This is a genomic window from Bacillus sp. AY2-1, assembly GCF_008368965.1.
In the GTDB taxonomy this organism is placed as follows: Bacteria; Bacillota; Bacilli; order Bacillales; family Bacillaceae_G; genus Bacillus_A; species Bacillus_A thuringiensis_S.
Genome location: NZ_QPEL01000038.1, coordinates 21,304 through 45,581, shown reverse-complemented (window position 1 = coordinate 45,581; position 24,278 = coordinate 21,304). Strand labels below are relative to the sequence as shown.

The following is a 24,278-nucleotide window of genomic DNA, read 5'->3' as shown; positions in this document are numbered from 1 at the left end:
GAAGTTTACTTTCCTTATTAACGTTAAGCGGAAATTTTTCCGTCTGTAGGTTGTTTCTTGAATTTTTGTTTTCGTCCGTGTAATCCATAATATAAAAGTAAAGTGAACGCAACGATAATAGCTGCGATAAAATACATATTATGATAACTGGATTTCGCTGCGACAATACCTAAAATGAAAGAACCAAAACCAATACCACTATCAAAGAATGAGAAATACGTAGCTGTCGCAGAACCACGTCTATGGTTTGGAGCGGCAGAAATCGCAATCGTTTGGAAACTCGGAATTAATGTCCCGTAACCTAAACCGATTAGCATACCTGCGCCAAGGAACCAAAATGAAGTTTGTGCTTGGCTTAATATGAACATTCCGATTGTGAAAATAATGATAGCAGGGTAAACGAGTACATTTTCACCGAAGCGATCAAAAATCTTTCCTGTAAATGGACGAGAAATGACAACAACAAGTGCGTATAAAATAAAGAAGTAACTTGCAATTTCACTTAAACCGAGTTCTTTCGCATAAATAGGAATAAAGGATAAAATACCACTATAAGAAAAGGCTAAAACAAATCCTGTAAGTGCAATCGGAATAGAAGATGGTTCGATTAAGTCTTTCCATTTCATTTTTTCACGTTTTTGTTTGCTAACAGGTGCTTCGTGAGGAATATCGACAAGTAGCCCTAATAAAAATGCAAGTAATGAAAATACGGAACAAACGATAAATAACACAGTAAACGAAAAATGAGAAATAATTGTTAAACCTAAAAAAGGACCAATTACCATTGGCAGACTCATAAATACGCCGAAATATGCAAGTGCTTCGCCTCGTCGATGAGCTGGCGCAACATCAGTTACGATCGTACCAGTAGCTGTCGTTGCCATCCCGAACCCAATACCGTGTAAGAAGCGAAGGGCAAGTAATAAGAATAAACTTTGCGCACCGAAATACATAACAGTAGCGGCTAAAAATAATGAAAGTGAAATAAATAATATTTTCTTTCTTCCTAAATCATCGAGCCATTTTCCTGTGAATGGTCTACATAAAACAGAAGAAATAAGAAACACAGTTGCAACTAAACCAATTTCCTCAGGTTTTCCTTTTAGGCCGTCTATTACATAGACAGGCAGAGTAGTCATAAGCATGTAAAATGTTAAGAAGAGAAATAGACTACTAAAACAAGTTCCGAGGAAATCCTTCGTCCAAAGTTTCTCACTTTGCATCGTCATCCCTCCAATTTAATCTAAATTTTTAATAATTTGTTGTAACACTTGAAATGCTTGATGTAAATCATCTTCGTTAATACCTTCTAGCGTTTTTTCTTCGAAAGTGTCAACTTCTTCTTGCCATACTGGAATCATCTTTATCGCTGTTTCGGATAAAGAAATGAGCTTCTCACGGCGATCTTTACCTTCTGTACGAATAATCCATCCCATCGTTTCCATACGTGTTAACGTACGAGTCATCGTTGGTGATTCAACATTTAAATACTGGCATAATTCTGTTTGCGTACAAGAACCAGTTTGATTAATGCGGAAAATAACAGCCCATTGCGCACTAAATAACCCTGTTGGAGATACACGTTCATTAAATTTCTTCGTAAACTTTCGAGAAGTCTGGCTGACGATGTGAAAAAAATGTTGTTTTTCGTCCATGTATTTTGATCCTTTCAAATTAGTTACCTAGCTAACTATATACTTTTTTATAATAATTGTCTAGTAATAGACATGTTGATTTATGTAAAAAATTCTTATAGGTTTTATGTTGCGAACGTACATTCTACGTGCTATTCTTTAATTAAGTAAAGAATTTTCTTTCTATTAAATAGAATGGGGGAACTTGTGATGATTAAGCCTGCAACAATGGAGTTTGTTTCACTATCGAACGGAGAAACGATTGCATATCAGGAAGTTGGAAGGCGAAATACAGATATTCTTTTACTCATTCACGGGAACATGACATCGTCACAACATTGGGATTTAGTTATTGAAAAGTTGCAAGATCAATACCATATTTACGCTCTTGATTTAAGAGGGTTTGGACAATCAACGTATAATCAGTCCATAGATTCATTACAAGACTTTGTAGAAGATATAAATTTATTTATCGACGAGTTAAAGCTAGAGAAATTCTCATTAATGGGCTGGTCAATGGGCGGTGGCGTTGCGATGCAATTTACAGCGAACCACCCAACTTTTGTAGAAAAGTTAATTTTAGTAGAATCAGTAGGAATGAAAGGATACCCAATCTTTAAAAAAGATACGAATGGGCAGCCGATTGTATCAAGTTTAGTAAAGACGAAAGAAGAAATTGCGCAAGATCCAGTACAAATCGCTCCAGTATTAGACGCGATAAAAAATATGAACAAACTATATTACCGTACAGTATGGAATCTATTAATATATACACATAATCAACCTGAACCGGACCGTTATGAAAAGTATTTAGATGATATGTTAACGCAACGTAATTTCGTAGATGTGAATTATGCGCTCATTACATTTAATATTTCAGATGAACATAACGGGGTTGTAGGGGGAAGTAAGCAAATTCATCGTATTAAAGCGCCAACACTCGTCATACAAGGTGATAGAGATTATGTCGTACCGCAAGTAGTCGGTGAGGAATTAGCGAAACATTTGCCAAATGCAGAGTTGAAGGTATTAGAAGATTGCGGACACTCGCCGTTTATTGATTGTTTAGATGTATTTATAAAACATGTAGAGGATTGGTTAGAACAGAAATAATCCCCGAAATGAGAAGTGTTGCATATACTATAACATTTGTATGTATAAGGGGAGATTATCAATGCATAAACCATCCTTAATCGCTTATTCGCCATATAATCATCATATCTATACAAAAATAATGATAGATCCGATGTATATGCAAGTTTCACCAGCTGTAGTTCCTTTACAGATGCAGCAGCCACTAACAGCTCATATGCAACATTACTTATATGGACCTTCATTTTATGAAAATCCATATTTTAAACACTTTCATTACAATGTGAAAGCGCAAGTTTGGGAAGGATAGGAAGCTAAAAGGTTCATTCTTTTAGCTTCTTTTTTATTATGAATATTCGTACACGCATTTGCAGAAACAGTTTATAATGAAAAGTGGAAGCGTGAGAAGGAGAGGGAAAGGGATGTCAATGCGTTTTACTTTTTGGATTATGGTTGGGATTGTAGCAATCTCGGGTTTGTCACAAGGAATGCTCTTACCTGCCATTGCAATGATTTTTGAACAAGAAGGGGTTAGTTCAAGTATTAATGGTATTCATGCGACGGCATTGTACATTGGGATATTAGTCATTTCGCCGTTTCTTGAAAAACCGATGCAAAGGTTTGGAATGAAGCCGATTATTGTTATAGGTGGGTTTCTCGTTATTATTTCATTATTCTTTTTTACACAAACATTTTCGTTTTGGGTATGGTTTATCCTTAGATTTCTAGTTGGAGTCGGAGATCATATGCTTCATGTCGGAACACAAACATGGATCACGACAACATCAGACCCAAGTAAAATAGGGAGACAAGTATCGATATACGGTGTATTCTTCGGAATTGGTTTTGCCGTTGGTCCGTATTTAGCAAGCACTGTGCAGTACGGTCTTGCAACACCATTTATTATATCTACTATACTTTGTCTAATAGGTTGGCTTTTACTACTTCCAACAAAAAATGCATTCCCAGCGCAAGATGAAAGAGAAGTGAAGAGTGAATCATCATTTTCTCGTTATAAACAAGTTGTTGGATTAGGATGGATTGCATTGCTAGGTCCACTTGCATATGGCGTACTTGAAGCGATGTTAAACAGTAACTTACCAGTATACGCACTTCGTAAAGGGTGGTCTGTTTCAGATGTATCCTTCTTATTACCAGCATTTGCAGTTGGGGGTATTATTACACAAATTCCGCTCGGTATATTAAGTGACAAATACGGAAGGGACCGTATATTAACGTGGACGTTTAGCATAAGTACGGGCATTTTTCTACTTGCCGCCGTATTTGATCAATATTACTGGATCGTCTTTGCCTGCATGCTTTTAGCGGGTATGGTTATTGGATCGTGCTTCTCTTTAGGGCTTGGATTTATGACTGATTTATTACCGAGACACTTACTACCAGCAGGTAATATATTATCCGGAATCGCTTTTAGTTTAGGAAGTATTATGGGACCTGTATTAGGCGGCGTATTTATAGAAAAAATACAGTATACAAGCTTTTTTATTGCGGTTATGATTATAATGGGAATTCTCGCAATGTTATATATGGTCTACATGAAAAATCAATTCGCATCAAGAAAAATAGAAAGTAGGTTAGGGCATGACAAAACAACCTAATAAAAAGAAATTTGAAGTACTTGAAAATGAAACAATTACAGACTGCTTAGCACGTATGGAACAAGAAGGCTACGCTCCGTCTCGTCGTATGGAAGAGCCAATCTTTCATGAAGTAAAGAAAGACGGCAAAACAGTAGTTGAGCCGTGCGGTAGGAAGATTGTTTTTGAAGGGAAATTGAAGTAATCCAATAACAAATTCTCTTTATAGTATAGAGCCATCCAATAGTTGGGTGGCTTGTTTTTTTATTAATCAATGAAGGAATTGAATAGAATGAATCTCTCGTTCATTTCTCCTAATTGGCTTCTTTATATGGGGCAAAAGATTGCTACTTTTTTCGTATATTGGTAAAATAAGTTCTTGGGTCTTACTTATTGTTATCGGTATAATGTTTGTCGCTTGAATGAAAGAAATTAGTTACAAAAATTTCGCACTATGCAAAGGGGTACAGCAACGATCCCTTTTTTGGAGGCACCTTAAACATAAAGCGAGAGAAGAGGCTATATGAACGATTCTCCTATCTTGTTTAAATATTAAACGAGTTATTGCAATTGGAATAGGTATATCAAACTAGTCGACATCCTGATGGATTATGTTTTTCTAGTAATCTATTACTTCTGATGGAATCGATAGATTGCTAGAAAGCGGAAAACAATTATTAGTATATTCCGAAGCAGGTGTAACAGAGTGTCCTTCCATAATTAAGGGTAAAACCAAAATACGTTTTTTTAAAGAATGATTTGTTAGAACAGGTTATAAGGAATAAAACAGAAAAGAGGATCACATGTTAGATACTTTACAGAGAAGTAAAAAGTTTTTTTTAGTATGTCTTATTTTTTTAGTGCTTTTAACCGCTTGTGGTAATACTGATGTTAAGACATCTAAAGCTTCATTACCACCGGCTGAATCCAATATAGATACATCATTAAAAGCACCAAATTGGGTAGAGAAAAGTCCTATCCAACAGTCTCCTAATTTTACGGAAGATAAAAAAGTACAATCGGTTGTGAATTTAATAGCTACGGGTGATAATTTATATCATGACGCAGTAATTAAAGATGGCAAACAAAAAGACGGTTCATATGATTATAATTATATTTATGAAAATATCAAAAAAGCTGTTAAATCAAGTGATCTTGCTATAGTGAACCAGGAGACTCCGATTGCCGGGAATAATTTAAAAGTACAAGGATATCCGACTTTCAATACACCTGAAGAAGTAGGCCAATCTTTAGTGGGCACTGGATTCAATATAGTGACGCAAGCGACAAATCACGCTATGGATATGGGTATTAAAGGTGTTGCGAATACAAGAGAATACTGGAAAAAATATCCGGATGTTATCCCGGTAGGTATTAATGAGAGTAAAAACGAGCGTAATGAAATAAAAACGATTACAAAAAATGGTATTCGTTTTGCGTTACTAAATTATACATATGGTACGAATGGAATTAAAATTCCAGCTGATAAGTCTTGGGCTTTAAATTTAATTGATAAAAAAGCGATACAAAATGATGTGGAAAAGGCAAAGAGTAGCTCTGATATGGTGATTGTTATGGTGCATTGGGGAGTAGAATATACCTCCACACCTTCAAAGCAACAAAAAGAAGTTGCTCAATATTTAACAGATTTAGGTGTAGATGTAGTAATTGGAAATCATCCACATGTAATTCAACCAATTGAGTGGAAACAAAATAAAGATGGACATGAAACGCTAATCTATTATTCTCTTGGAAATCTTATTTCTGCGCAAGAAAAATTAGAAACATTAGTTGGAGGATTATCTTATGTACAATTTGTTAAGTATGAAGATAAAACTTTTGGTATACGACAAGCGGCAATCGTACCGACAGTAACCGACTATGCTGATGGTAAGAAACAATTTAAAATTCAATTTTTAAAAGATTATTCGGATGAAAATTCTAAAAAACATGGAATTAAAAAATTTGTCGGCCCCGTTTCTTTGAAGGATTTCAAGGAGATTCCTAGAGACGTGTTGGGAAATTGGTATAAAGACTAATAAACAAAAGGGAATGAGATACAATTAAAAAATTTATAATTTTAGCATTGGTATTAGCAATGGGATGGAGTCTTGCTGCTTGTAGTGGAAAGCAAACATCTCAGGCAACTACTAATAATAACGATAAAAATAAAAATGAAATACATGCGAAGAAAAAAGATGTTTTACCTATCTCTGATGTTAATGATTGGAGAATTATCCTTGTAAATAGAGAGCATATGTTATCAAAGGAACTAGGAATTGAATTAACAAGTATCACCCAAAATGCGAAGCCAAATATGAAAATAGATAGTAGAATTGCAACTTCCTATCAGGATATGGTAGCAGCTGCAAAAAAAGAGGGAATCAATCTTTATTTAAGATCAGGTTATCGAGCTATAAAATTACAACAAACTTATTATGATGCTTCAGTTAAAAGCTATAAATCTCAAGGTTTGTCGGATAAAGAGGCTAGTGCTAAGGCATTGGAATATCTTCAGTATCCTGGTGCAAGTGAACATCATACTGGATTAGCGTTAGACATTATTTCAGTTGAATGGCAGAATACTGTAGAAGATTTAAATGCAAAATTTGAAACTACCGATGCATTCAAATGGTTAGATAAGAATGCTGCAGAATATGGATTTACTCTCCGCTATCCAAAAGAGAAAGAGAATATTACTGGCATTAAGTATGAGCCATGGCACTATCGTTATGTAGGGAAAGAAGTTGCCGTTTATCTAAAAGAAAAAGGGTTAACTTTAGAAGAATATAACGAAAAAATTAAGTCTGGTAAGTAAAAATATGCTTTAATTTTATTAAACATTATGCACTGCTACAAGAAAAGGTGAATCTGAGGATTTGTTAACCTTCCGCCTAGTATTGTAAAAACTGAGTATGATAATTTGAGCACGTACGAACCAGTTATCGTGTAAAAAGATGTATGTATTAAGAAATTAAAGTTAAGGATCTGATATTCATATCAGATCCTTTTTCTATCGTTCTTTTAAGAGCGACTGAGCCAAAATATTGGAATGAATATAGAAATAAAACAGCCAAAGGAATAGTAAAACGAATCAGGGAGTCTACTCATACGCTTCATTGGGATTATCCAGAAATAGTTGTTGATGAAAATAAGAAAGAACTGGTCTTACTCTCAAGCAAGGATTTAATATGAATGAATTGGATAAAAGGAAATAATAAATACATAGTCATATTGATTAAAGTTTCACTTTATTGAAGAAAAATGCGAAAGCCATTCATAAAATATGGAAATGTTAAAATCCCTTTGATAAAATAGCAATATGTAAAAAAAATATTTGTTAATTCTTAATGTAATGAATATTCATGTTTAAATATAAGGATTTAACTACATAGTTATTGTGCTAAAGGGGGAGAAAGATGTTAGATGAATTGTATAATGCTTTTTTAAATGCGTCTGGTTTTACAGAAAGTGCGAGGAAACGAGATCGGTATGATGATTTACATGATTATTTAAAAGATAAAGAAAGAGAGTTAAAGCAATTCATTCAAGAGGCTGAATCAGCGAAGAGAGAGTATGAGAGTAAAAGTAATGGCTTAGAAGCTAATAAAATTCCGGCAGTTGAATTTGAACAAAAACGTCATGAAAAGGATGAAGACTTAAATACAGTATTATCCTATTTTAAAAGTGCATTAAGCGATATTGGATCTGCAAAAAGTACAGCTTATGCAAAGTATTTGGAATATAAAGCGAAAGCAGAATCGGAGAAAGCGTCAGCATACGCCGCAGCGACCAAGGCTTTTGAAGAAAAGAAAAAGGAAATTGAAAAACTTATCCATTAAGTATACAAAGAATGGAGGGAACGAACATGAGTGGTAAAGAGGTTGAAATTATAGGAAGTAACACTGCAAGTGCCATTTCTTACGCACAAAACATTGAAAATGGTATGAAGGATTCTTTAAACCAAGCGAAAGACTTAAAAGCATATGTCACAGGTGCGAAATGGAATGGAAAAACGAGAGATGCATTTTTAAGTTATCTTGATTTGATCATTCAATATAATTCAGAAATGGTAGAGGCATTTGAAGGACATACGAAAGCTTTGAAAGAGTTAGATAAAAGCATTCAAACGTACGGAGATAAATCGGAAGTAAGGGCGATAAAACAATTGTGATGGAGAAACGAGGGATAAAAGAATGGGGAAAGAAATGAGTTTTGCACCTGCTGAATTATATGTTCTCGCAGGTGCAGCTGGGGTTACCGATATATTTGGATTGCCAAACCGTGACGCAATTATTTTACTTGATGCAGAATGTGTCACGAAAGCAACTACGAGTTTAAAAGAAAAAGGCCTACTTACAAGTGAAAATGGAATTACCCCTGCAGCTTTTCAAATAATTGAACTATTAAAGGAATATGAAAATTGTCATGAATACACGAGAATGAATAATGTATTAATTGGCTTTTTAAAAGAGGATAAAGACCGAGTGGCTGTATTAACAGAAATAGAACCAAATAAAAAATACGAGATCGACTACATACCAAAACCGGACGTATATTTTTCATTATTAACACGCATTCCCTTCTTATTGAGAGAACCGAGGGAAATAGAAGATACATTTTTCTCAAAGAGAATGACAGAGGCAGAACAACAAACATTTGAGGGAAAAGATTTATCAAATAAAGACGTTATAGCGATAGAAACGTATACGAGGCCTCGTAGTAATAGAGGAGGAAAATGGGAATGTTTCTTATATTTCACTGAAGGAGAAGATTTCGTTCAAATTGATGTAGAACGTAATCGATATGACTGGGTAAGTCTCTATGCGGTAAATAAGAAATTGTATGACGTGTTAAAAATGCCGTATAAAAAATTAGTTGATCCGAGACAATTTTCGTTAGGAGGTATTGAATAATGCAAGTATCAATGGGAGACGGTGGTTCTGGTGGTGGAGAAGAAGTATTAGTTAATTTTCAAGAACTACTTGATATAGTAATGAAATTAGAAGATATATATAAAATCCATGTAGACGTTATTGGAACGAATATTGAGAGTTTATTAAGCAGTGATTTTTATCAAAAAGGTGAAGCGATGAGAGTAATTGAAAAATATCCTGATATATTACACAAAACACTTGAATTGTCTGAACACTATTTGAGGTCGGCGAAAGTTGTAGGAAATGTATGCGTGGAAATGCTTGAAAAGGACGAACAATTACGTGAAAGATTAAGTAAGTTGTAGAAATCACCATACGGCTGGGGGATGAAAACGAAATGGATGTGAAATATAGACCTGAACCATGGCAAAACATGGGGGATGGTATGAATCGAATTACAAAAGATGCACTCATAAAATTACAGCGCGCAAATGAATTATTGAAAAAAATTGATGGAAGAATACGAGATTTAGACTCAGATGGCAGTATACACTTTAACCCAAAAGATCAATCGCAAAAAATAGGAGAATTACTTGATAGCTATTCGACATTACAAAAATATTGCGGAGAAGCCGGGCGATTGGTCTCTGAACATATAGATAAACCTTTTTTAGTAGAAATGGATAAATTTGCTCAAAAAATGAGAGATACATCTATTCTCAGTTTCGAAACAGATAACCGAATTGGCTCCACAACAACGACAGTATTACCAGATGCGCACGCAGGGTACGGAAGTGTACCACAAACAATAAAAACAAAAAAAGATAAAATAACAGTAGAAGATATTTTTAGAGATTCACCTGCATTTGATAACGTACTGAGAGCGGAGTACAAAGAACTAAAAAAACAAAACCCAGATGCAAAACTAAATTATGAAGAATATAAGAAAGTAGTCCCATCCACACGAGGATTTGAATACAAATCGATAGAAGATGAACAGAAAAAACTAGAAATGGTGCGAGACATAGGAATAGGCCTAGGAATCATCATCACAACAATCCTTTGCCCGCCACTCGGGGCCGCTGCCGCAGTAGTATACGGAGGTGTACAAATAAAAAGCGGTATCGACGGAGAAGACTGGGGAACACATAGGAAATTGAGCCAAGAAGAGCGGGTAGGAAACATCATTTTTGGCGGATTAGATGCAATCCCAGTTGTTGGAGCAGTAGGAAAAGGAGTAAAAGCATTCAAAGGCACGAGTGAATTAGCTGATTTAGCCAAATTATTAAAATTCAAAGACGGAATGCCTGGTTTTAATCCAAATTTGGGTAAAAATGTGGTACAATCGCTTAAGGAAAATAAGACTTTAAAGAATGCACTAGATGCTATGAAAAATACTCCTATTCCAGTAGCAGTTAGGACGGTGGATACTGGAATAGGAATGAAGCTTCCTTATATAGAATCTTCAACTGTTGGAGAAGTAGCCGGAAAGTTTTCAAAGGCAAGTACGGCAGCTAAGGATGATGCTTATCAACTTGCTAAGGGTAGTGGTGGTTCAGGAGTTAGTAAGGAAGGTAGTGTGGCTAAGGGTACGGGTGAAACTCCTAAGATAACTGAAATAAAAGAGAAAGATCTTGGGAAGCACATTATTAAAGGGAAAAATGGAAGGAAAGAACTTGCGCCAAACGTGCGTTATGTTACCGAGGATGGTTATAAATATACAACAGATGAGCTTGGTAGAATAGTAGATGTTGAGGCAGGAGAATTAATACTTCAAAAAGGAAAACGAAACACAGGAATGCAAGTGGCTGCAGGAAGAGAAGATAGATTGCCGGATGATGATGGTGGGCATTTGATAGGGACGCAATTCCATGGATCCGGTGACATTGATAATTTAGTCGCTCAAAATAAACAGATTAATCGGTCAGGTGGAGAATGGTATAACATGGAGAAAGAATGGGCTAATGCATTAGGTGGAAAGCCTCCTAAAAAAGTGACAGTAAAGATTGAACCAGTATATAGTGGGCAATCAATGAGACCAAATTCGTTCATGGTAGAATATCAAATTCAAGGGAAGAAACCGGTTATACGTGAAATTTTAAATAAAGCAGGAGGTAAATAATATGTCATTTGAAAATGAATTAAATAAACTTTATCGTAAAATTGCTGAAAAGATAAACGATATGATACCTGTTGAATGGGAAGAGTTTTACTTCAATGGTGAGGTGAAAGATGGGGAAGGAGGAGTTTATTTTTTCTATACAACCTTAGATGAAAAACAAGAATATAAATATTCACACTATATACCTAGAATGTATAATGTTGATAGAAAAATTTATAATCAATTTCTGCACGAATTATTTGATTTGACAGTTCAATTACAACAAGTATTTATTGATAATCAACAAGAGGCATGGTTTTCAGTTACAATGATTGTGAATGGTGAAGGGAAATTAACAGTTCGGTTTAGTTATGTTAACTGGAATGATTCAGAATTTGGACCTTCAGATAGAATTGAATATTTTGAGTATAAATATTTAAATAGAGAACTAACAGATGAAATAGACAAAGAACTGATGGCAAGAATGAAAAAGTATGAAGAAGAGCGGTCTTAATATAAAAAACATAGTGATTTTGTAAGTATTATAACCACATACATGAATAAAAAACAAAGTATATGTGAAGTAGACAGGAAAAATAATAGTGTGTTTGAAAATACGTACTCCATGATGATTGTATCACCATGGTGTACAATGTGCATGAAACTAGCGAACTCGTACAAACTCGTAAGTTTTAACGTAGTAGTTGTTACCACATATAAAAGGTGTCATACTGTTACTACAAAACTTACAAATTTATGCTGCTTAAAAACAGATGAAACTTAAAGCACTTGATTGTCTATTTGAGGCAACAAGTGCTTTTTGCGTTTTAGCGTAGAAATAATGTGGTACAATCGCTTAAGGAAAATAATCTATTAAAAAATTTAAAAATACAAGGCTGGAAAACCGTAGATAAGATTAATGATGCGGACTACTTCATTAAAGGTCTAGTAGCCAAAGGTGTGGACTGACCACGAATAATAAAGTTGTTTAAAAAATCGTACAGAATTGAAATTTAATACCATCTTTTGAGTTTCTCGTATAATAAAAGGAATAATGTTTCGATATCTGTGGTTAGTTAATAAAAGGGAATGAGGTTTTGGGAGTGAAAATACCGCCACATATTACAGGTTTGAAAGCAATACATTTAAATTCCCATAATGAAAATGAAACAAAGAGAATATTTTATGATGTATTGAGGACATGTAAATTCAAAATAGTAGAATGGATACAACCACACTATCCCAAAAATTTTTTTGAAGTGATAGTGATAATAGACGATAAGGAATTTATTATTTTATTGCATGAGTTTTATCCTTTCTTAGCTTTTGCGGATAAAAATGTAGAAGGAAAAATTATTTTTAGTTTTATTGATATGCCCATATTAGAAAGTGAATTTGAAGCGTACTATCAAGTTTTGTCGAAAGCTTATTTAGAAAAGCCTTTTATACCTAGGGAACACAACTTAACAGAAGAATTAAAAGATGCTAAATATTGGCGACCAGAAAATATCGGTGAAGTAATTTTTAATGTTTGGGATTGAATATTAAAGGGGTGATTATTAATTATTAGCTATCCAGAAATTAAACACTTTTATTATTCACTTAAATGAAAAAGTGCAACAAATAAAACTTATTTTTAAACAACTTTAATAACCTCGTACCAAATTAACAGGCAGAAGGTTATTGCATTTCTAGACACAAAATTAAACAACTTGATTATCACTGCACATGAACTCCGTATCCCTATTCGTTAAAGGTGTAGAAATACTGCCAGATGGAAGTGTCGCTAGAACTGGAACGAACTATAGCGGGAAATTCCAAGAAGCCCATGATGCCTCAAAGGCGAGTATTCAGAGTAGGATCTCGAATTTGGAGAGTGGTGGGGTTAAGGGTACGGGTGATATTGATAATCCTATTAGAACATATCGTGGTGTAGAACTTCAAAATATAGATCCAGTTTATATTGCATCTCAACGTACAGTCGTTGAGATGCCTTTTGTTGGGAAAGGCGAAAAGTACACTAATGCAGAAGGATGGAGACGTGATTTAAAGTATTTTTGGAGTGAACTCCTTGATCGACATCCAGAAGCATTCAGCCCGAATAATAGAGCAATAATAGAAGGTAGGAATCCGTTTACTGATAGTCCTGTTAATGATAAGGTGTTTAGGGAATATTTCTCTCAATATGATGTTAAAGGTGTTAGGGGGGGACAAATTAGTTCATCATCATATTGGTGGAGGTGGACAAGCATTTCCAGTGCCCCAAAAACTACACCCAGGCTCCGGTGGAATTCATAATATAGAAAAAGAGGCAGGAATATGGGGGAAAGATAAAATTTATTCAGAGTTACTACAGAAACTTATTAAGGAGTGATTTCTAATATGAAAGAGGTTATGAAAGACTATTTTGAAAAATTTATAGATAAATGGATGGAGTACAACAAGTCCTTACCGCAAATAGCATGGAATGAAGATGTAGATGAATTTATATATTCGGGTGAAGCAGATGAATATGGATATATTTCTTGGAAACCAATAGAGAAGGGAGTGGAATTTTCCTTTGATGAAATTGAAAGTCAATATAACGTTCAGTTACATGATTCGGTGAAGCAGTATTTCAATTCATATTGGTTTTTAGAATTAACGGGATGGGTTTCTTCTTATAATATTAATTTGCACCCCGTTATTCCAGGGATTGAACCAGATTATTTTATTTCACTTGTCAAAGACTATGCAGAATCTAAAGAGGATATTTTTAAATTTATCCCAATTGGTTTTGAATCAAATGGCATGTTAATAGTGCTAGACAACAATACAGGTGAAATTTTAGTTGAAGATTTTGAATTAAATGAGTATAAACGAATAACTAATAGTTTAGAAAGTCTCATTTCACAATTGAAATTTAAGGATGAACAATAGAAATCTATGGTTGAACTTTAATTACGACAAAGTGTTTAACCTATTTTTGTTTCTTGTGGGAACTGGATTGATTTAGATACAAGTACTGAAATTGTTATGAACTGTATTAATAATGAGAGTCATTTACCTATTCCTGTTAGATTAGCAGATTTAGAAACACATAAAATGAGGAAGAAGTTAATAGGAGAATAAAACAATGTATTCTATATTTATTAAGCAATAACTACAAGTAGAATGCATTTATATAAACTTGTAAGTTTTACCTAGGATTTGTCACAACATGTAAGGCTGTCGAACTGTTACTAAAAAACTTACAAATTTAATACTACTTAAAAACATATAAATTTAAAGCACTTGATTGTCTACTAAAGGCAACAAGTGCTTTTTTAATAGATAAGCATGCTATAAATTTATAAAAATTATTTTTGTGAATTAAGGCTAACCCAAATTACTGGTATTATATAATTGGAAATACATTAGCAAAAGGTGTGGACTCCGTAACCCCATTCGTAAAAGGTGTAGAAATACTGCCAGATGGAAGTGTCGCTAGAACTGGAACGAACTATAGCGGGAAATTCCAAGAAGCCCATGATGCCTCAAAGGCGAGTATTCAGAGTAGGATCTCGAATTTGGAGAGTGGTGGGGTTAAGGGTACGGGTAAAGGTAGTAAGGGAGTAAGTGAATCTAATTTAAAAAATATAGACGAATTTATTAATGGAAGTAAGAATTTTGATGACGTTATAAATGACTATGCAAAAGTATATAAAGAACATGTGGAATCTAATAGACCATGGTCTTGGGACGATAATATTCCAGGTGGAGATAGTTTATCTTCATCTCAAAGAAGAAAGATAAAAGAAATGGCTATATCAAAAGGTCATATTCCAAAAATAACTGTAAATAAAGTAGAAGGTATGAGATATGGATTTGCTGATTTTGCTAGTGCGAATCTAGTTAAGGAAACAGTTCATCTGCCTGAAGAGTTTTGGAAGTTGTCAGATAAACACCAATTTAAATGGTTAGATGAACAAATTGGTGGAACTCAAAAAGGAATGACTTGGCATCATACCGAAGTGCCTGGTAAGATGGAATTAGTTCCATTTGGCATTCATAATATCACACCTCATAATGGTGGAAGAACAAAAGGTATGTGGGCAGATGCTCCAAGATAACATAAAATTGAGGAGGTATAAGTATTATGGAAATTAAAGATGGTTCTGTAATTTATCCAGTACCAGACGATACTTTGTTATCTGAGAAAGAAAGGAAATGGAGAATTAAATTACCTAGTGCATATAAAGAATTTATTAAAAAGAATAATGGAGCTGTTCCGATAAAAGATAGTTTCGTCTGTAATAATCATAGTTATGTTATTGATAGGTTTTTGTGTATACTAAAAGTTACTGGCCAAAGTGATGATGAATTTTATGATATTGGGGTTGTTAGAACTCAGTTAGAAGAGAGAATTGTTTCTGATGAAGATTTAGTAGGGGTAGAATTATTGCCAATAGCAGTTTTATTTGCAGGTGATTTTGTATGTTTAGACTACCGAGGGAATAACGAAGAACCTTCTGTATGTGTTTGGAATCATGAAGAGTCTGCAGATTTAGAACCCGTGACGTATTTTGCGAGTAATAATTTTGAAGAGTTTCTAAAAGTTCTAGCTGAATAAACTGAGAAGCATTAGATGCGGGATTTGATTCTTGCATCTAATGCTTTTTATTTTAGTTTATTAATAAATTTTTAAAGTGTTTATAAAAAATGTTGTGTTAGTAGTTAAATAGTGGGTATGGTAAAATCGGTAAATTAATAGTAATTGTAGAGGCTAATAGAGCAATAAAGTAAATGGTTTATGAAATAGAAGGAAAAGGGATATTTGAGAAAATGATTAGAAATCGCGCAGGAGGTTGATTAAAGTGGAAAAAGAAATGAACAAGTTGTATAGAGAAATAGCTGAAACGGTTAATGAAATGATTCCAGAAGAATGGGAGAAATTTTATTTTTATGCTCAGATATCGGAAACTGGAGGGGGGACGTACTTTTTTTATAATACACCTGAAAATAAAGAAAATTATAAGTATAGTGTAGAAATTCCTTTTAAATACGAAGTTAATGAAGAGGAGTTTGAAAGGAAAGAAGATTCTTTATATAAAGTGAGTAAGGAATTAAGAAATGTTTTCAAAGATAATCAGCAAGAGCTTTGGTACTCTTTTACAATGTCTCTGGAACATAGTGGGGAATTTAACATGCATTTCGATTATACCAATTAGCTCGACACAGAATATAGTTTTAGTGATCAAATGATTATTTGGAAACATAAATACTTAGGTGAAGTACCAATTAATGAAAATGATAAAGCGCTAATTAATAAGTATGATAGTGAATTTCCGAATAACCCCATTTAACTAAATGGAAAGAAGAAATGTTTTTCATAAAAATTATGAGTTTTAAAGTAGTCGGTAAGTTATAGAATTGGTTCTGCAAGATAAAAAATAAAGGAGAACTACAATGGAAGTACATGGAATAGTTTCAATATGGTTAGGTAATATGAAAACACAAAATCAGTTGGATACATATATAGATGTTACGTATGATGAAGAAGGAGACGCTATACCAGCGAGTTTTTTTGTTGATTTTAATATAGATATGATTGATGTAGATGAGGATTTTATTGAAAAGGAAGTGTTAGAAGAAGCAAGTGATGACATTTCTATGTTATTAACGGGATGTTCATATGATGACAAAATACTTTCTCGAATTAACGAAGAAGTTAAATTAAAGAAATCCTACAATTCTATCATATTAATTTATAATTTTCAGTATGACAATTCGGTTAGTAATTTTGAAGGTTTTGATTTTGTGACTGCTACAAGCTATCTATAATGGTAAGAAGGTCATTGTAAGGTAAGGAAGAATGAAAAGTATGTATAGTTTTTCCAATGAATATTTGGTATGATGGTGAATGGGAAAAATATACAAGCAGTTAGTGGTTCATAAAAGGGGGATTGAATTGAAAAGAACGCCTGAATTTGTATTAGGTTTAATTGGTGGCATTTTGGGAATTATTATTTCCATAATATTAATAGTTGTAGCGTTTAATATTATGGAAGGGGTTGATTACGAACTTTTAGCTTATTACTCTATTATTTTAACGGTTCAAATAGGGTTGTTCATTTTATCGTGTTTAGTAAACAAGGTTAATAATAAAGTTTATGGAGTTTGTATGATTGTGATTCCTATAGTTATGTTATTTATGTCATTATTCTTTTTACTTATTCCGACAATTTTACAAATTATATCTGGTTCATTTGCATTTAGAACATTAAAGTTAGAATCGAATGTAAGCTAAATATAATTATTAATGTCTGAATATTTGGTTTTTTAAACATTTTCGTTTGCAGTTCAAATTAACATAAAGTACAAAGTTGTACGCTTTAGGAGGAGAAATAGATGATTATTTGGTCTGGTTGGGGTTTTTTAGTCGCAATTATTGTAATTATTAATACTCTTTTGGGTAAGGCTATCTTTGGATCTATAACGGGGGACGCTACATATTTTCAAGACCATAGTTGGCCAATGGCGGTAATGTTTATTATATCAGGGGTTATGTCTTGGTATTTAGGTAAATATATTAATAAGCCAGATGGGAAAGTTTATATAGATGCCGAAACTGGTGAAAAAGTTATGTTTAACAAAAAGCACTCATTATTTTTTATAAAAATGGAATATTGGGGACCGATTCTAGGAGTTATTGCGATTGTAACTTTAATTACAAGATAAAAAAAGAGGATGGATATAGCAAGAGTAATCTATTCAAGTAGAAGGAGAAATCAGTCATGAATGCAAAGAAACTACTAGGGGTAGCAGTTCCGGTCATGTTGTTATTTGGTTGTGGAGTGTCTGAGAAAACGAACACTTCTAAACAGGAGAAAACAGAAGAGTCTAAAGTAAAAGAATCGAAGTCTAATAGTAAGAAAGAAAAAGTTTCAAAGGAAGACTATCCTAATAAAGTGTATAAATTAGGGATAGAGTTTGATAAGTTGTTTGCGGAGCATAACAATATTACAAGAGAGGTTTTTGACGGTAAGAAAAAGAAATCAGATATAGTAGATAGTGTGAAAGAATTAAATAAAACGTTAGATAAATTCGAGTCGATAGATCCCCCTGCAGAGTATGTAAATCAACAAAAGGATTTTGAAAAAGCAATTAGTTATTTTAGAGAGTCTTTTTCTTTAATCAATGAAATATTCACCCGAAAAGAAAAAAGAGAAAAAGGCGATAAGACTGATAAAGAGTTAATGGAGAAATCCGAAAAGTTAGTGAAAGAAGGAGATATTTACTGGCTTAAGGCATTCAAAGACCTTGAAGGGGATATTAAAATCGGTGACGGTACAGTATCTGTGAAAGATTTGAAAGAGTTAGATAAGAAAGCTGGAATTAATACGGATAACGTTATGAAGAATGTGAAGGATGGTACGGAATTAATTGGTAATTGGGGATTCAAAGGAACAGACGGTTTCATTATGTCACTTATTTTAAAAGGTGATAAGACATTTGAAACGTATGGTAAAGATGAGTATCCAAATAAAAAGAATTATATTGAAGGCACTTGGGAATATGATAAGGAAGCTTTTACAATCTATTTACATCTCAATAAACGTTTAGTAGACGGTGTAGAAGATACAATTCAAAAAAAGAAAATAGCATATAAAGTTCAAGATTATGATGGGGAAAACTTGCGATTATTTAATGAGACGTCATTTCATACAATTAAGTATGTGAAGCAAAGCTAAAGTTATGGAGGACTAGGTTTAAATGGTCTGGTCCTTCATTAAAGTGTGGGTATGTAAATAATATGTTATCTTTCGTTCTGTTTACTTAGTATCATGTTATTCTTTAATAGAGTAATAAATGGAGTTTTACATTAAATATATGAGGTTGGTTACAAATGATAAAGAAATTCACTAGATTAGTATTAATAGTGGTTATTCCAATCAGTCTTATTACAGGTTGTGGGGCTACTGAAAAAACTGAAGCACAAAAGCCGAAAGCGGTACAAACGGAGAAAAAGGACTATATGGATTATTCATATGGTAGCAAAGGTATATTAGTAAGTGGCAAAGCGAAAGAACGGCAACAATACGAGATTGGATATATGGATGATAATAGGTTAATTGGAATTGATGAAAATATTGAGGACTGTATTATTTTAGATAATAAAGATGAAGCAAGTCTCGTTTGGAAACAAATAGAGCGTGGGTCTATTATTGAAGTGCAATATGGTAAAAATCGCAACGATATCGTCGGCGTACAATTAGTAGAAGATCGTGAGCCATACGAAATTAGTGATAAGTTTGATCGAAATACGATAAACGAAATTGTTGAAAACGTTAAAGGGAATTTGTAATAGATGTATTTTGATAGTATAGGATCTCTTATTATGAAATTGTGAATCAACGGCATTTTTTATATGAAAATGCCGTTGATTTGTGTTAAAAAATAAATGCTATTCTATAGTCTTGTAGAAAAACACGTATTAATCATAAATGAATTATTCTTCGTTCAGCTGTGATGATCGCCGCAAGGTTATTATCCAAAATAAAAGAGCACAAGCACTAATAGATACACCTAATATGCATACGCCATCCCAACCATATTTTGCATACGTATTTGTTGAAAGAATTGCACCTGTTGCACTACCGATAGAATAAAAAATCATGTAACTGGCAGTAAGTCGACTTCTTGCTTCGGGACGCACTGTGAACAGCATACTTTGATTGGTGACATGTACAGCTTGCACCGCTAAATCTAAGAGGATAATGCCGAAAATTAGTAATAATAGAGAGTGATTAATAGATTTAATTAGGAGCCATGAAAGTACTAATAAAGATAAAGCTATGCCAGTTGTTCTTTGTCCTAATCCTTTATCAGCTAATTGTCCAGCTTTAGTAGCAGCTAATGCACCTGCAACTCCAGCAAGGCCGAACGCACCAATAGCTGTATGTGAAAGATTATGTGGTGTAGCACTTAGAGGTAATACTAAAGAAGTCCATAAAATACTGAATGAAGTGAAAATGAGCAATGCTAATATTCCGCGAATGCGTAAGAGTTGTTCTTCTACAAATAATAAGAGTACAGAACGTATTAACTTCCGGTAAGGCATAGTTGTCATTCTGCTCTGTTCAAGAGTAGGTAAATTACGATATAACAAAACAGTTACGAATAGTATAAGTGTAGCGGAGGTGAGATAAACGGATCGCCATCCAGCTAAATCTGTTAATGCGCCTGCAAATGTACGCGCAAGGAGAATGCCTATTACAACGCCGCTTGTAACGAAACCTACTATGCGTCCACGTTCTGCTGGATTTGCTAAAATTGATGCGTATGCGACGAGTGTTTGCGTAACTGTTGCAAGAATTCCTACTAAGGCCATACCTATAAAAAGTACGATGGCCGAGGGAGCGGTCCCAATTACAATTAAAGCGATAACGGATAAAACCATTTGAACAATAATGAGTCTTTTTTGGTTTAATAAGTCACCAAGTGGAACTAATAAAAGTAATCCGATTGCATAACAAACTTGAGTAATAGTAATCACAATACCGATAGTTGAATGACTAATCTTAAATTCATTTGATAAAGAATCAAGTAGCGGATGAGCGAAATATATATTTGCCACCGCCATCCCGCAAGCTATTGCGAATAATAGAGTCATGTAGCGGGACATGTTTGTGCTAATAGGTGAATGTAACTGGGGATCATTATGTTTAAGAGTGGTCATCATCTTTTCCTTGCTATTCATAAAATCAGCTCCATTTTGTATTGTTGTAAATAACGTACCGAACGGTATGTTATTTTGTAAGTAAAATATAATCTTGAGTAAATATATATGTCAAGTTTCTTTTGATTTAATTCCATTTTCTTTGACACATCGTTTATAATTTAATACGATATATAATATACTGATTGGTACATAAAGTGTTAGTTTATAATTTGAAAATGTAGAGGAAGGGGATATTTTTAAATGGCTCGACTACGCGAATTTGATGAAGAAAAAGCTTTGGATGCTGCTATGCAACTTTTTTGGGAGAAAGGATACGCTGCTACTTCATTAAGTGATCTAACTGCAAGAATGGAAATACAAAAACCGAGTTTATATTCAGCTTTTGGTGATAAAGAGGGCTTATTTGAAGCGGCATTAAGGAGATACACAAATTTACATGCGGCTCGTATACGAACAAAACTTCAAAACGAACAATCTGTAAAAGAAGCAATTCAGATGTTTTTTGAAAATATGGTGGAAGAGGAATATAAAAAAGAGTTCAGTAAAGGCTGTTTTTGTATTAACACAATGGTTGAGCTTGCTCCTCATAATGAAAAGTTTGAAGTACTGACTAGAGAACACCAAATGTATCTTGCAGTTATTTTTCAAGAATTAATCATGAAAGGAATTCGATCAGGAGAACTACAAAGTGATTTGAACGCTAAAGCATTAGCGCAAACATTAGTCACGTCCTTAATTGGATTAACAGTGTTAATGAAATCACGCCCAGAACGTTCCGTTATAGATAATTCGGTATCTATAATAGTATCGTTAGTAAAATAATTTTTGAGTGAGATGTTAATCAGCAAATTAAATATTAAGAAAGTCGATTCCTTATTAAAATAAGAAATCGACTTGTTATAATTATATATTTTGTAAGTTGTCTTTCCAAAAATTATAGCTATTATCAATAACTTCTTTTAATTTGAAATAATTTTCTCAAGTAACTTGCACGTGGTAGAGAGTTTCTCCATCGTCTGTAAAAATACCTGAGTAATCATCTATATACTTCCACTCATCCTTATTGTTAAAGTAGTACATTGCGAATTGGTTGCCCTCATCATTTAACATGTCGTCTACTAACACGCCATCCCAATTTATATAAATTTGTGTGCCAGTCATTTGTTTAAGTTTAAATTGATTATTTTGACGGCATTTGTAATTAGTTGTAAAATAATGTTTGTTGACGAATTTTATAAAAAGTATGTTAGATGAAATTCATCTGTAGGGATGACATATAAATATTTTCTTAATGGGTATAAAATATAGTAATTTAAATATATAAATAAAAAGAAAATGTATTAGAAGTACATAGTAGATTCATATTTTAAAAAATTAATGTGACAATAAAGGGAGGTTGAGATACATACACGGCGGGAATGTGTATGTATCTATTATAATAATGAATAAGACAATCAAACAACAAGTAATCGCACTATCAACAAGTCTAGTGATTTTAGGGAGCGTACCTTTATCAGTATCAGCAGAAGAGATAAACAACTCTCAAACTGATCAACTTAATATTGCCCAAGGAGAACACGGATCGAGCGGATTAAATTATTCTAATTTCAAGTTGGAAGTTCCTAATCATGTACAAATTAACGAAGCAGAAGTATCTGAAAATGAAAAAATGCTTTTAGAAGAATATAAGCATAAACATGATGAAACAGAAGAATTAAACAAAATGCAAGATGCTAAGAAGGGGCAAGTAGCAGAAAAGGAAGCTATTTCAAACATTGAAAAGGCATTTGAATCTGTAGATGGTCGAAATGATGGGTCTGATCGTCAAATGAAACCTGTTGCAAAGCCAAGAGGTATTCAATATAGCGCACAGAGTACGAAGAAATATGGAACACTTGCAGGAGTTCCATTTGTGGAGTGGATTGTTCCAGCAGGAAATCCTGATATTCGTCCTGCAAATCCGATGAAAGCACGTTACATTACAATTCATGAGACCGCAAATACAGCCGCTGGTGCTAATGCTGAAAATCATGCGAAATATTTATACAAGCAAGCAACTGAAGGCACTTTCCGAACAGCTTCATGGCATTTTACTGTAGACGATAAACAAATTTATCAACACTTACCAACAAACGAAAATGGTTGGCATGCAGGAGATGGAAATGGATCAGGAAACAGGGAATCTATCGGTATCGAGATCGCGGTTAACCAAGATGGTGATTACAATAAAGCATTAGAAAATGCAAAACGACTTGCAGGTTATTTAATGAACAAAGAAGGAATTGGTGCAGATCATATTTACAAGCATCAACAATGGAGCGGGAAAAAATGTCCTGACATTTTAATTTCACGTGGTAATTGGGCTGGTTTCGTACAAGGAATTCAGTGGTATGCAAATATAAATGCGCAGATTGATACGCCTTTACAAGATAAAAATGACTCATTTAATCCAAATGAAAATAATCCAGCTGAACCTAGCATGGAACTAGTGGTAAATGGTAGTGGCATCAATGTACGTAGTGATGCGGGTATTGAACATCGTGTTGTACGTAAAGCTTCAAACGGAGATCGTTACAAAGTATTAGCGGTTAAAAATGGTTGGTATAAAGTAGGTAATGGAGAATGGATTTTCTATGACCCAAGTTGGATTAAAATTAACTACAATGTACCAAAGGAAGAAGTACAAAAACCAAAAGATGATATTACAGGTGGCTGGTTTGAAGGGCATATTCGTAAATTAAACAGTCTAGGTATTATGCAAGGCGAAGGTAATGGTGTATTTGCGCCATATCGAAATGTAACGAGAGCGGAGTTTGCGAAATTAATCTCGAATGCTCTTAAACTACCAGAGGGAAATAAGTCATTTGTAGATATTAATGAGGCACATCCATCACTTCATGACGGTATTAAACGTTGTGCAAGTGCAGGAATTATTAATGGTCGTGGTGAAGGGATTTTTGATCCTAACTCACCAATTACTCGTGAAGAAGTATCTATTATGATTGACAAAGCATTACGATATAAAGGAATTACAGGTGAGTTAGTAGCATTACCATTTACAGATAAGCATTTAATAACATACAAAGAATCGGTTCAACGATTATACAGTCTAAAGGTAGTTAATGGTATTGGAAATAATGAGTTTGATCCTCGAGGCACAACAACTCGTGGTCAGGCAGCTGCCTTTATTGTGAAGATGTTAGATTCAATGCAAAAATAAAATGAAACTTTAATCAGTGAGGGTCACTCGCATTGCAATCGAGCAGTTTATTC

General features: G+C 33.8%; 26 protein-coding genes and 4 pseudogenes. 26 read left to right on the top strand and 4 right to left on the bottom strand.

Annotation, left to right across the window (positions count from 1 at the left end):
* Positions 1-23: 23 nt before the first annotated feature.
* A complete protein-coding gene (locus DN403_RS10255) occupies positions 24-1,223 on the bottom strand; it encodes an MFS transporter (RefSeq protein ID WP_001190318.1) in 1,200 nt (399 codons plus the stop codon).
* A 15-nt stretch (positions 1,224-1,238) separates the two neighbouring features.
* Entirely contained in the window at positions 1,239-1,655 is a 417-nt protein-coding gene (locus DN403_RS10250) for a MarR family winged helix-turn-helix transcriptional regulator (protein WP_000343680.1), read from the bottom strand.
* Between the two features lie 189 nt (positions 1,656-1,844).
* On the opposite strand from DN403_RS10250, the gene phaZ reads away from it, so the two are divergent.
* The 24 genes and pseudogenes from phaZ to DN403_RS10125 all read left to right on the top strand — a co-directional run bounded on the left by phaZ (position 1,845) and on the right by DN403_RS10125 (position 19,628).
* Positions 1,845-2,747, top strand: coding sequence for an intracellular short-chain-length polyhydroxyalkanoate depolymerase (gene phaZ / locus DN403_RS10245; protein ID WP_149185448.1), 903 nt, complete (start codon positions 1,845-1,847; stop codon positions 2,745-2,747).
* A 61-nt stretch (positions 2,748-2,808) separates the two neighbouring features.
* Positions 2,809-3,036 carry a hypothetical protein gene (locus DN403_RS10240; RefSeq protein WP_000549500.1) on the top strand — a complete coding sequence of 76 codons (228 nt, stop codon included), beginning with the start codon at positions 2,809-2,811 and terminating at the stop codon, positions 3,034-3,036.
* A gap of 112 nt (positions 3,037-3,148) precedes the next feature.
* Complete coding sequence (locus DN403_RS10235; protein WP_000062798.1) at positions 3,149-4,345, top strand: MFS transporter; 1,197 nt, start codon at positions 3,149-3,151, stop codon at positions 4,343-4,345.
* Positions 4,329-4,529 carry an NETI motif-containing protein gene (locus DN403_RS10230; RefSeq protein ID WP_000166303.1) on the top strand — a complete coding sequence of 67 codons (201 nt, stop codon included), beginning with the start codon at positions 4,329-4,331 and terminating at the stop codon, positions 4,527-4,529. The genes DN403_RS10235 and DN403_RS10230 overlap by 17 nt, the downstream gene beginning before the upstream one ends.
* Positions 4,530-5,127: 598 nt before the next feature.
* Complete coding sequence (locus DN403_RS10225; RefSeq protein ID WP_000887610.1) at positions 5,128-6,363, top strand: CapA family protein; 1,236 nt, start codon at positions 5,128-5,130, stop codon at positions 6,361-6,363.
* Positions 6,364-6,410: 47 nt separating this feature from the next.
* Positions 6,411-7,142 (top strand): M15 family metallopeptidase, encoded by a 732-nt coding sequence (locus tag DN403_RS10220; RefSeq protein WP_000241987.1) that lies wholly within the window; start codon positions 6,411-6,413, stop codon positions 7,140-7,142.
* Between the two features lie 601 nt (positions 7,143-7,743).
* Positions 7,744-8,166, top strand: a complete 423-nt coding sequence (locus DN403_RS10215) for a hypothetical protein (RefSeq protein ID WP_000883464.1) — start codon at positions 7,744-7,746, stop codon at positions 8,164-8,166.
* A 26-nt stretch (positions 8,167-8,192) separates the two neighbouring features.
* Positions 8,193-8,498, top strand: coding sequence for a WXG100 family type VII secretion target (locus tag DN403_RS10210; RefSeq protein WP_000014535.1), 306 nt, complete (start codon positions 8,193-8,195; stop codon positions 8,496-8,498).
* 22 nt (positions 8,499-8,520) lie between these two features.
* Positions 8,521-9,240 carry a DUF5081 family protein gene (locus DN403_RS10205; RefSeq protein WP_000514122.1) on the top strand — a complete coding sequence of 240 codons (720 nt, stop codon included), beginning with the start codon at positions 8,521-8,523 and terminating at the stop codon, positions 9,238-9,240.
* Positions 9,240-9,566 (top strand): hypothetical protein, encoded by a 327-nt coding sequence (locus DN403_RS10200; RefSeq protein ID WP_001198195.1) that lies wholly within the window; start codon positions 9,240-9,242, stop codon positions 9,564-9,566. Before DN403_RS10205 ends, DN403_RS10200 begins: the two co-directional genes overlap by 1 nt.
* Positions 9,567-9,598: 32 nt before the next feature.
* Positions 9,599-11,323: a DNA/RNA non-specific endonuclease gene (locus tag DN403_RS10195; RefSeq protein WP_149185447.1), complete on the top strand. Its 1,725-nt coding sequence runs from the start codon at positions 9,599-9,601 to the stop codon at positions 11,321-11,323.
* Position 11,324: 1 nt separating this feature from the next.
* Positions 11,325-11,816: an immunity protein YezG family protein gene (locus DN403_RS10190; protein WP_000007322.1), complete on the top strand. Its 492-nt coding sequence runs from the start codon at positions 11,325-11,327 to the stop codon at positions 11,814-11,816.
* Positions 11,817-12,405: 589 nt separating this feature from the next.
* On the top strand, positions 12,406-12,843 hold the full coding sequence (locus tag DN403_RS10180) for a hypothetical protein (protein ID WP_000701307.1): 438 nt from the start codon (positions 12,406-12,408) through the stop codon (positions 12,841-12,843).
* Between the two features lie 187 nt (positions 12,844-13,030).
* A pseudogene (locus DN403_RS10175) lies at positions 13,031-13,676 on the top strand (hypothetical protein).
* Positions 13,677-13,684: 8 nt separating this feature from the next.
* Positions 13,685-14,221: a SecY-interacting protein Syd gene (locus DN403_RS10170; protein WP_149185446.1), complete on the top strand. Its 537-nt coding sequence runs from the start codon at positions 13,685-13,687 to the stop codon at positions 14,219-14,221.
* 39 nt (positions 14,222-14,260) lie between these two features.
* A pseudogene (locus tag DN403_RS32180) lies at positions 14,261-14,413 on the top strand (endonuclease V); the annotation flags it as partial.
* A gap of 296 nt (positions 14,414-14,709) precedes the next feature.
* Complete coding sequence (locus DN403_RS10160) at positions 14,710-15,393, top strand: HNH endonuclease (RefSeq protein WP_149185445.1); 684 nt, start codon at positions 14,710-14,712, stop codon at positions 15,391-15,393.
* A gap of 26 nt (positions 15,394-15,419) precedes the next feature.
* Positions 15,420-15,893, top strand: a complete 474-nt coding sequence (locus DN403_RS10155; protein ID WP_086390669.1) for an SMI1/KNR4 family protein — start codon at positions 15,420-15,422, stop codon at positions 15,891-15,893.
* 256 nt (positions 15,894-16,149) lie between these two features.
* Positions 16,150-16,626 (top strand): annotated as a pseudogene (locus DN403_RS10150) (antitoxin YezG family protein).
* A gap of 103 nt (positions 16,627-16,729) precedes the next feature.
* The gene (locus DN403_RS10145) at positions 16,730-17,104 is read left to right on the top strand and encodes an immunity 22 family protein (protein WP_149185444.1); all 375 of its coding nucleotides are present in this window, start codon (positions 16,730-16,732) and stop codon (positions 17,102-17,104) included.
* Positions 17,105-17,231: 127 nt separating this feature from the next.
* A complete protein-coding gene (locus DN403_RS10140; protein WP_000831724.1) occupies positions 17,232-17,570 on the top strand; it encodes a DUF4064 domain-containing protein in 339 nt (112 codons plus the stop codon).
* A gap of 101 nt (positions 17,571-17,671) precedes the next feature.
* On the top strand, positions 17,672-18,001 hold the full coding sequence (locus DN403_RS10135) for a hypothetical protein (RefSeq protein WP_000587853.1): 330 nt from the start codon (positions 17,672-17,674) through the stop codon (positions 17,999-18,001).
* Positions 18,002-18,057: 56 nt separating this feature from the next.
* On the top strand, positions 18,058-19,014 hold the full coding sequence (locus tag DN403_RS10130) for a DUF3994 domain-containing protein (protein WP_149185443.1): 957 nt from the start codon (positions 18,058-18,060) through the stop codon (positions 19,012-19,014).
* 155 nt (positions 19,015-19,169) lie between these two features.
* Positions 19,170-19,628: a hypothetical protein gene (locus DN403_RS10125; RefSeq protein WP_149185442.1), complete on the top strand. Its 459-nt coding sequence runs from the start codon at positions 19,170-19,172 to the stop codon at positions 19,626-19,628.
* 144 nt (positions 19,629-19,772) lie between these two features.
* Here the strand turns inward: DN403_RS10125 and DN403_RS10120 are convergent, their stop codons facing one another.
* Positions 19,773-21,023, bottom strand: coding sequence for an MFS transporter (locus tag DN403_RS10120; protein ID WP_106082066.1), 1,251 nt, complete (start codon positions 21,021-21,023; stop codon positions 19,773-19,775).
* Between the two features lie 222 nt (positions 21,024-21,245).
* On the opposite strand from DN403_RS10120, the gene DN403_RS10115 reads away from it, so the two are divergent.
* Entirely contained in the window at positions 21,246-21,827 is a 582-nt protein-coding gene (locus DN403_RS10115; protein WP_000113331.1) for a TetR/AcrR family transcriptional regulator, read from the top strand.
* A gap of 81 nt (positions 21,828-21,908) precedes the next feature.
* Here DN403_RS10115 and DN403_RS32175 read toward each other — a convergent pair.
* Positions 21,909-22,187: pseudogene (locus tag DN403_RS32175) on the bottom strand (DUF7832 domain-containing protein); the annotation flags it as partial.
* Positions 22,188-22,446: 259 nt separating this feature from the next.
* Between DN403_RS32175 and DN403_RS10105 the strand changes: the two are divergent.
* On the top strand, positions 22,447-24,225 hold the full coding sequence (locus DN403_RS10105; protein WP_149185454.1) for an S-layer homology domain-containing protein: 1,779 nt from the start codon (positions 22,447-22,449) through the stop codon (positions 24,223-24,225).
* Positions 24,226-24,278 lie beyond the last annotated feature (53 nt).

What these genes read in the sequence shown, in the direction of transcription:
- DN403_RS10170 (WP_149185446.1), top strand. Translation starts at nt 13,685, where the DNA reads ATGAAAGAGGTTATGAAAGACTATTTTGAAAAATTTATAGATAAATGG.
- DN403_RS10130 (WP_149185443.1), top strand. Translation starts at nt 18,058, where the DNA reads ATGAATGCAAAGAAACTACTAGGGGTAGCAGTTCCGGTCATGTTGTTA.
- DN403_RS10235 (WP_000062798.1), top strand. Translation starts at nt 3,149, where the DNA reads ATGTCAATGCGTTTTACTTTTTGGATTATGGTTGGGATTGTAGCAATC.
- DN403_RS10105 (WP_149185454.1), top strand. Translation starts at nt 22,447, where the DNA reads ATGAATAAGACAATCAAACAACAAGTAATCGCACTATCAACAAGTCTA.
- DN403_RS10215 (WP_000883464.1), top strand. Translation starts at nt 7,744, where the DNA reads ATGTTAGATGAATTGTATAATGCTTTTTTAAATGCGTCTGGTTTTACA.
- DN403_RS10125 (WP_149185442.1), top strand. Translation starts at nt 19,170, where the DNA reads ATGATAAAGAAATTCACTAGATTAGTATTAATAGTGGTTATTCCAATC.
- DN403_RS10120 (WP_106082066.1), bottom strand. Translation starts at nt 21,023, where the DNA reads ATGAATAGCAAGGAAAAGATGATGACCACTCTTAAACATAATGATCCC.
- DN403_RS10155 (WP_086390669.1), top strand. Translation starts at nt 15,420, where the DNA reads ATGGAAATTAAAGATGGTTCTGTAATTTATCCAGTACCAGACGATACT.
- DN403_RS10190 (WP_000007322.1), top strand. Translation starts at nt 11,325, where the DNA reads ATGTCATTTGAAAATGAATTAAATAAACTTTATCGTAAAATTGCTGAA.
- DN403_RS10250 (WP_000343680.1), bottom strand. Translation starts at nt 1,655, where the DNA reads ATGGACGAAAAACAACATTTTTTTCACATCGTCAGCCAGACTTCTCGA.
- DN403_RS10255 (WP_001190318.1), bottom strand. Translation starts at nt 1,223, where the DNA reads ATGCAAAGTGAGAAACTTTGGACGAAGGATTTCCTCGGAACTTGTTTT.
- phaZ (WP_149185448.1), top strand. Translation starts at nt 1,845, where the DNA reads ATGATTAAGCCTGCAACAATGGAGTTTGTTTCACTATCGAACGGAGAA.
- DN403_RS10145 (WP_149185444.1), top strand. Translation starts at nt 16,730, where the DNA reads ATGGAAGTACATGGAATAGTTTCAATATGGTTAGGTAATATGAAAACA.
- DN403_RS10240 (WP_000549500.1), top strand. Translation starts at nt 2,809, where the DNA reads ATGCATAAACCATCCTTAATCGCTTATTCGCCATATAATCATCATATC.
- DN403_RS10115 (WP_000113331.1), top strand. Translation starts at nt 21,246, where the DNA reads ATGGCTCGACTACGCGAATTTGATGAAGAAAAAGCTTTGGATGCTGCT.
- DN403_RS10135 (WP_000587853.1), top strand. Translation starts at nt 17,672, where the DNA reads ATGATTATTTGGTCTGGTTGGGGTTTTTTAGTCGCAATTATTGTAATT.
- DN403_RS10230 (WP_000166303.1), top strand. Translation starts at nt 4,329, where the DNA reads ATGACAAAACAACCTAATAAAAAGAAATTTGAAGTACTTGAAAATGAA.
- DN403_RS10225 (WP_000887610.1), top strand. Translation starts at nt 5,128, where the DNA reads ATGTTAGATACTTTACAGAGAAGTAAAAAGTTTTTTTTAGTATGTCTT.
- DN403_RS10210 (WP_000014535.1), top strand. Translation starts at nt 8,193, where the DNA reads ATGAGTGGTAAAGAGGTTGAAATTATAGGAAGTAACACTGCAAGTGCC.
- DN403_RS10195 (WP_149185447.1), top strand. Translation starts at nt 9,599, where the DNA reads ATGGATGTGAAATATAGACCTGAACCATGGCAAAACATGGGGGATGGT.
- DN403_RS10205 (WP_000514122.1), top strand. Translation starts at nt 8,521, where the DNA reads ATGGGGAAAGAAATGAGTTTTGCACCTGCTGAATTATATGTTCTCGCA.
- DN403_RS10200 (WP_001198195.1), top strand. Translation starts at nt 9,240, where the DNA reads ATGCAAGTATCAATGGGAGACGGTGGTTCTGGTGGTGGAGAAGAAGTA.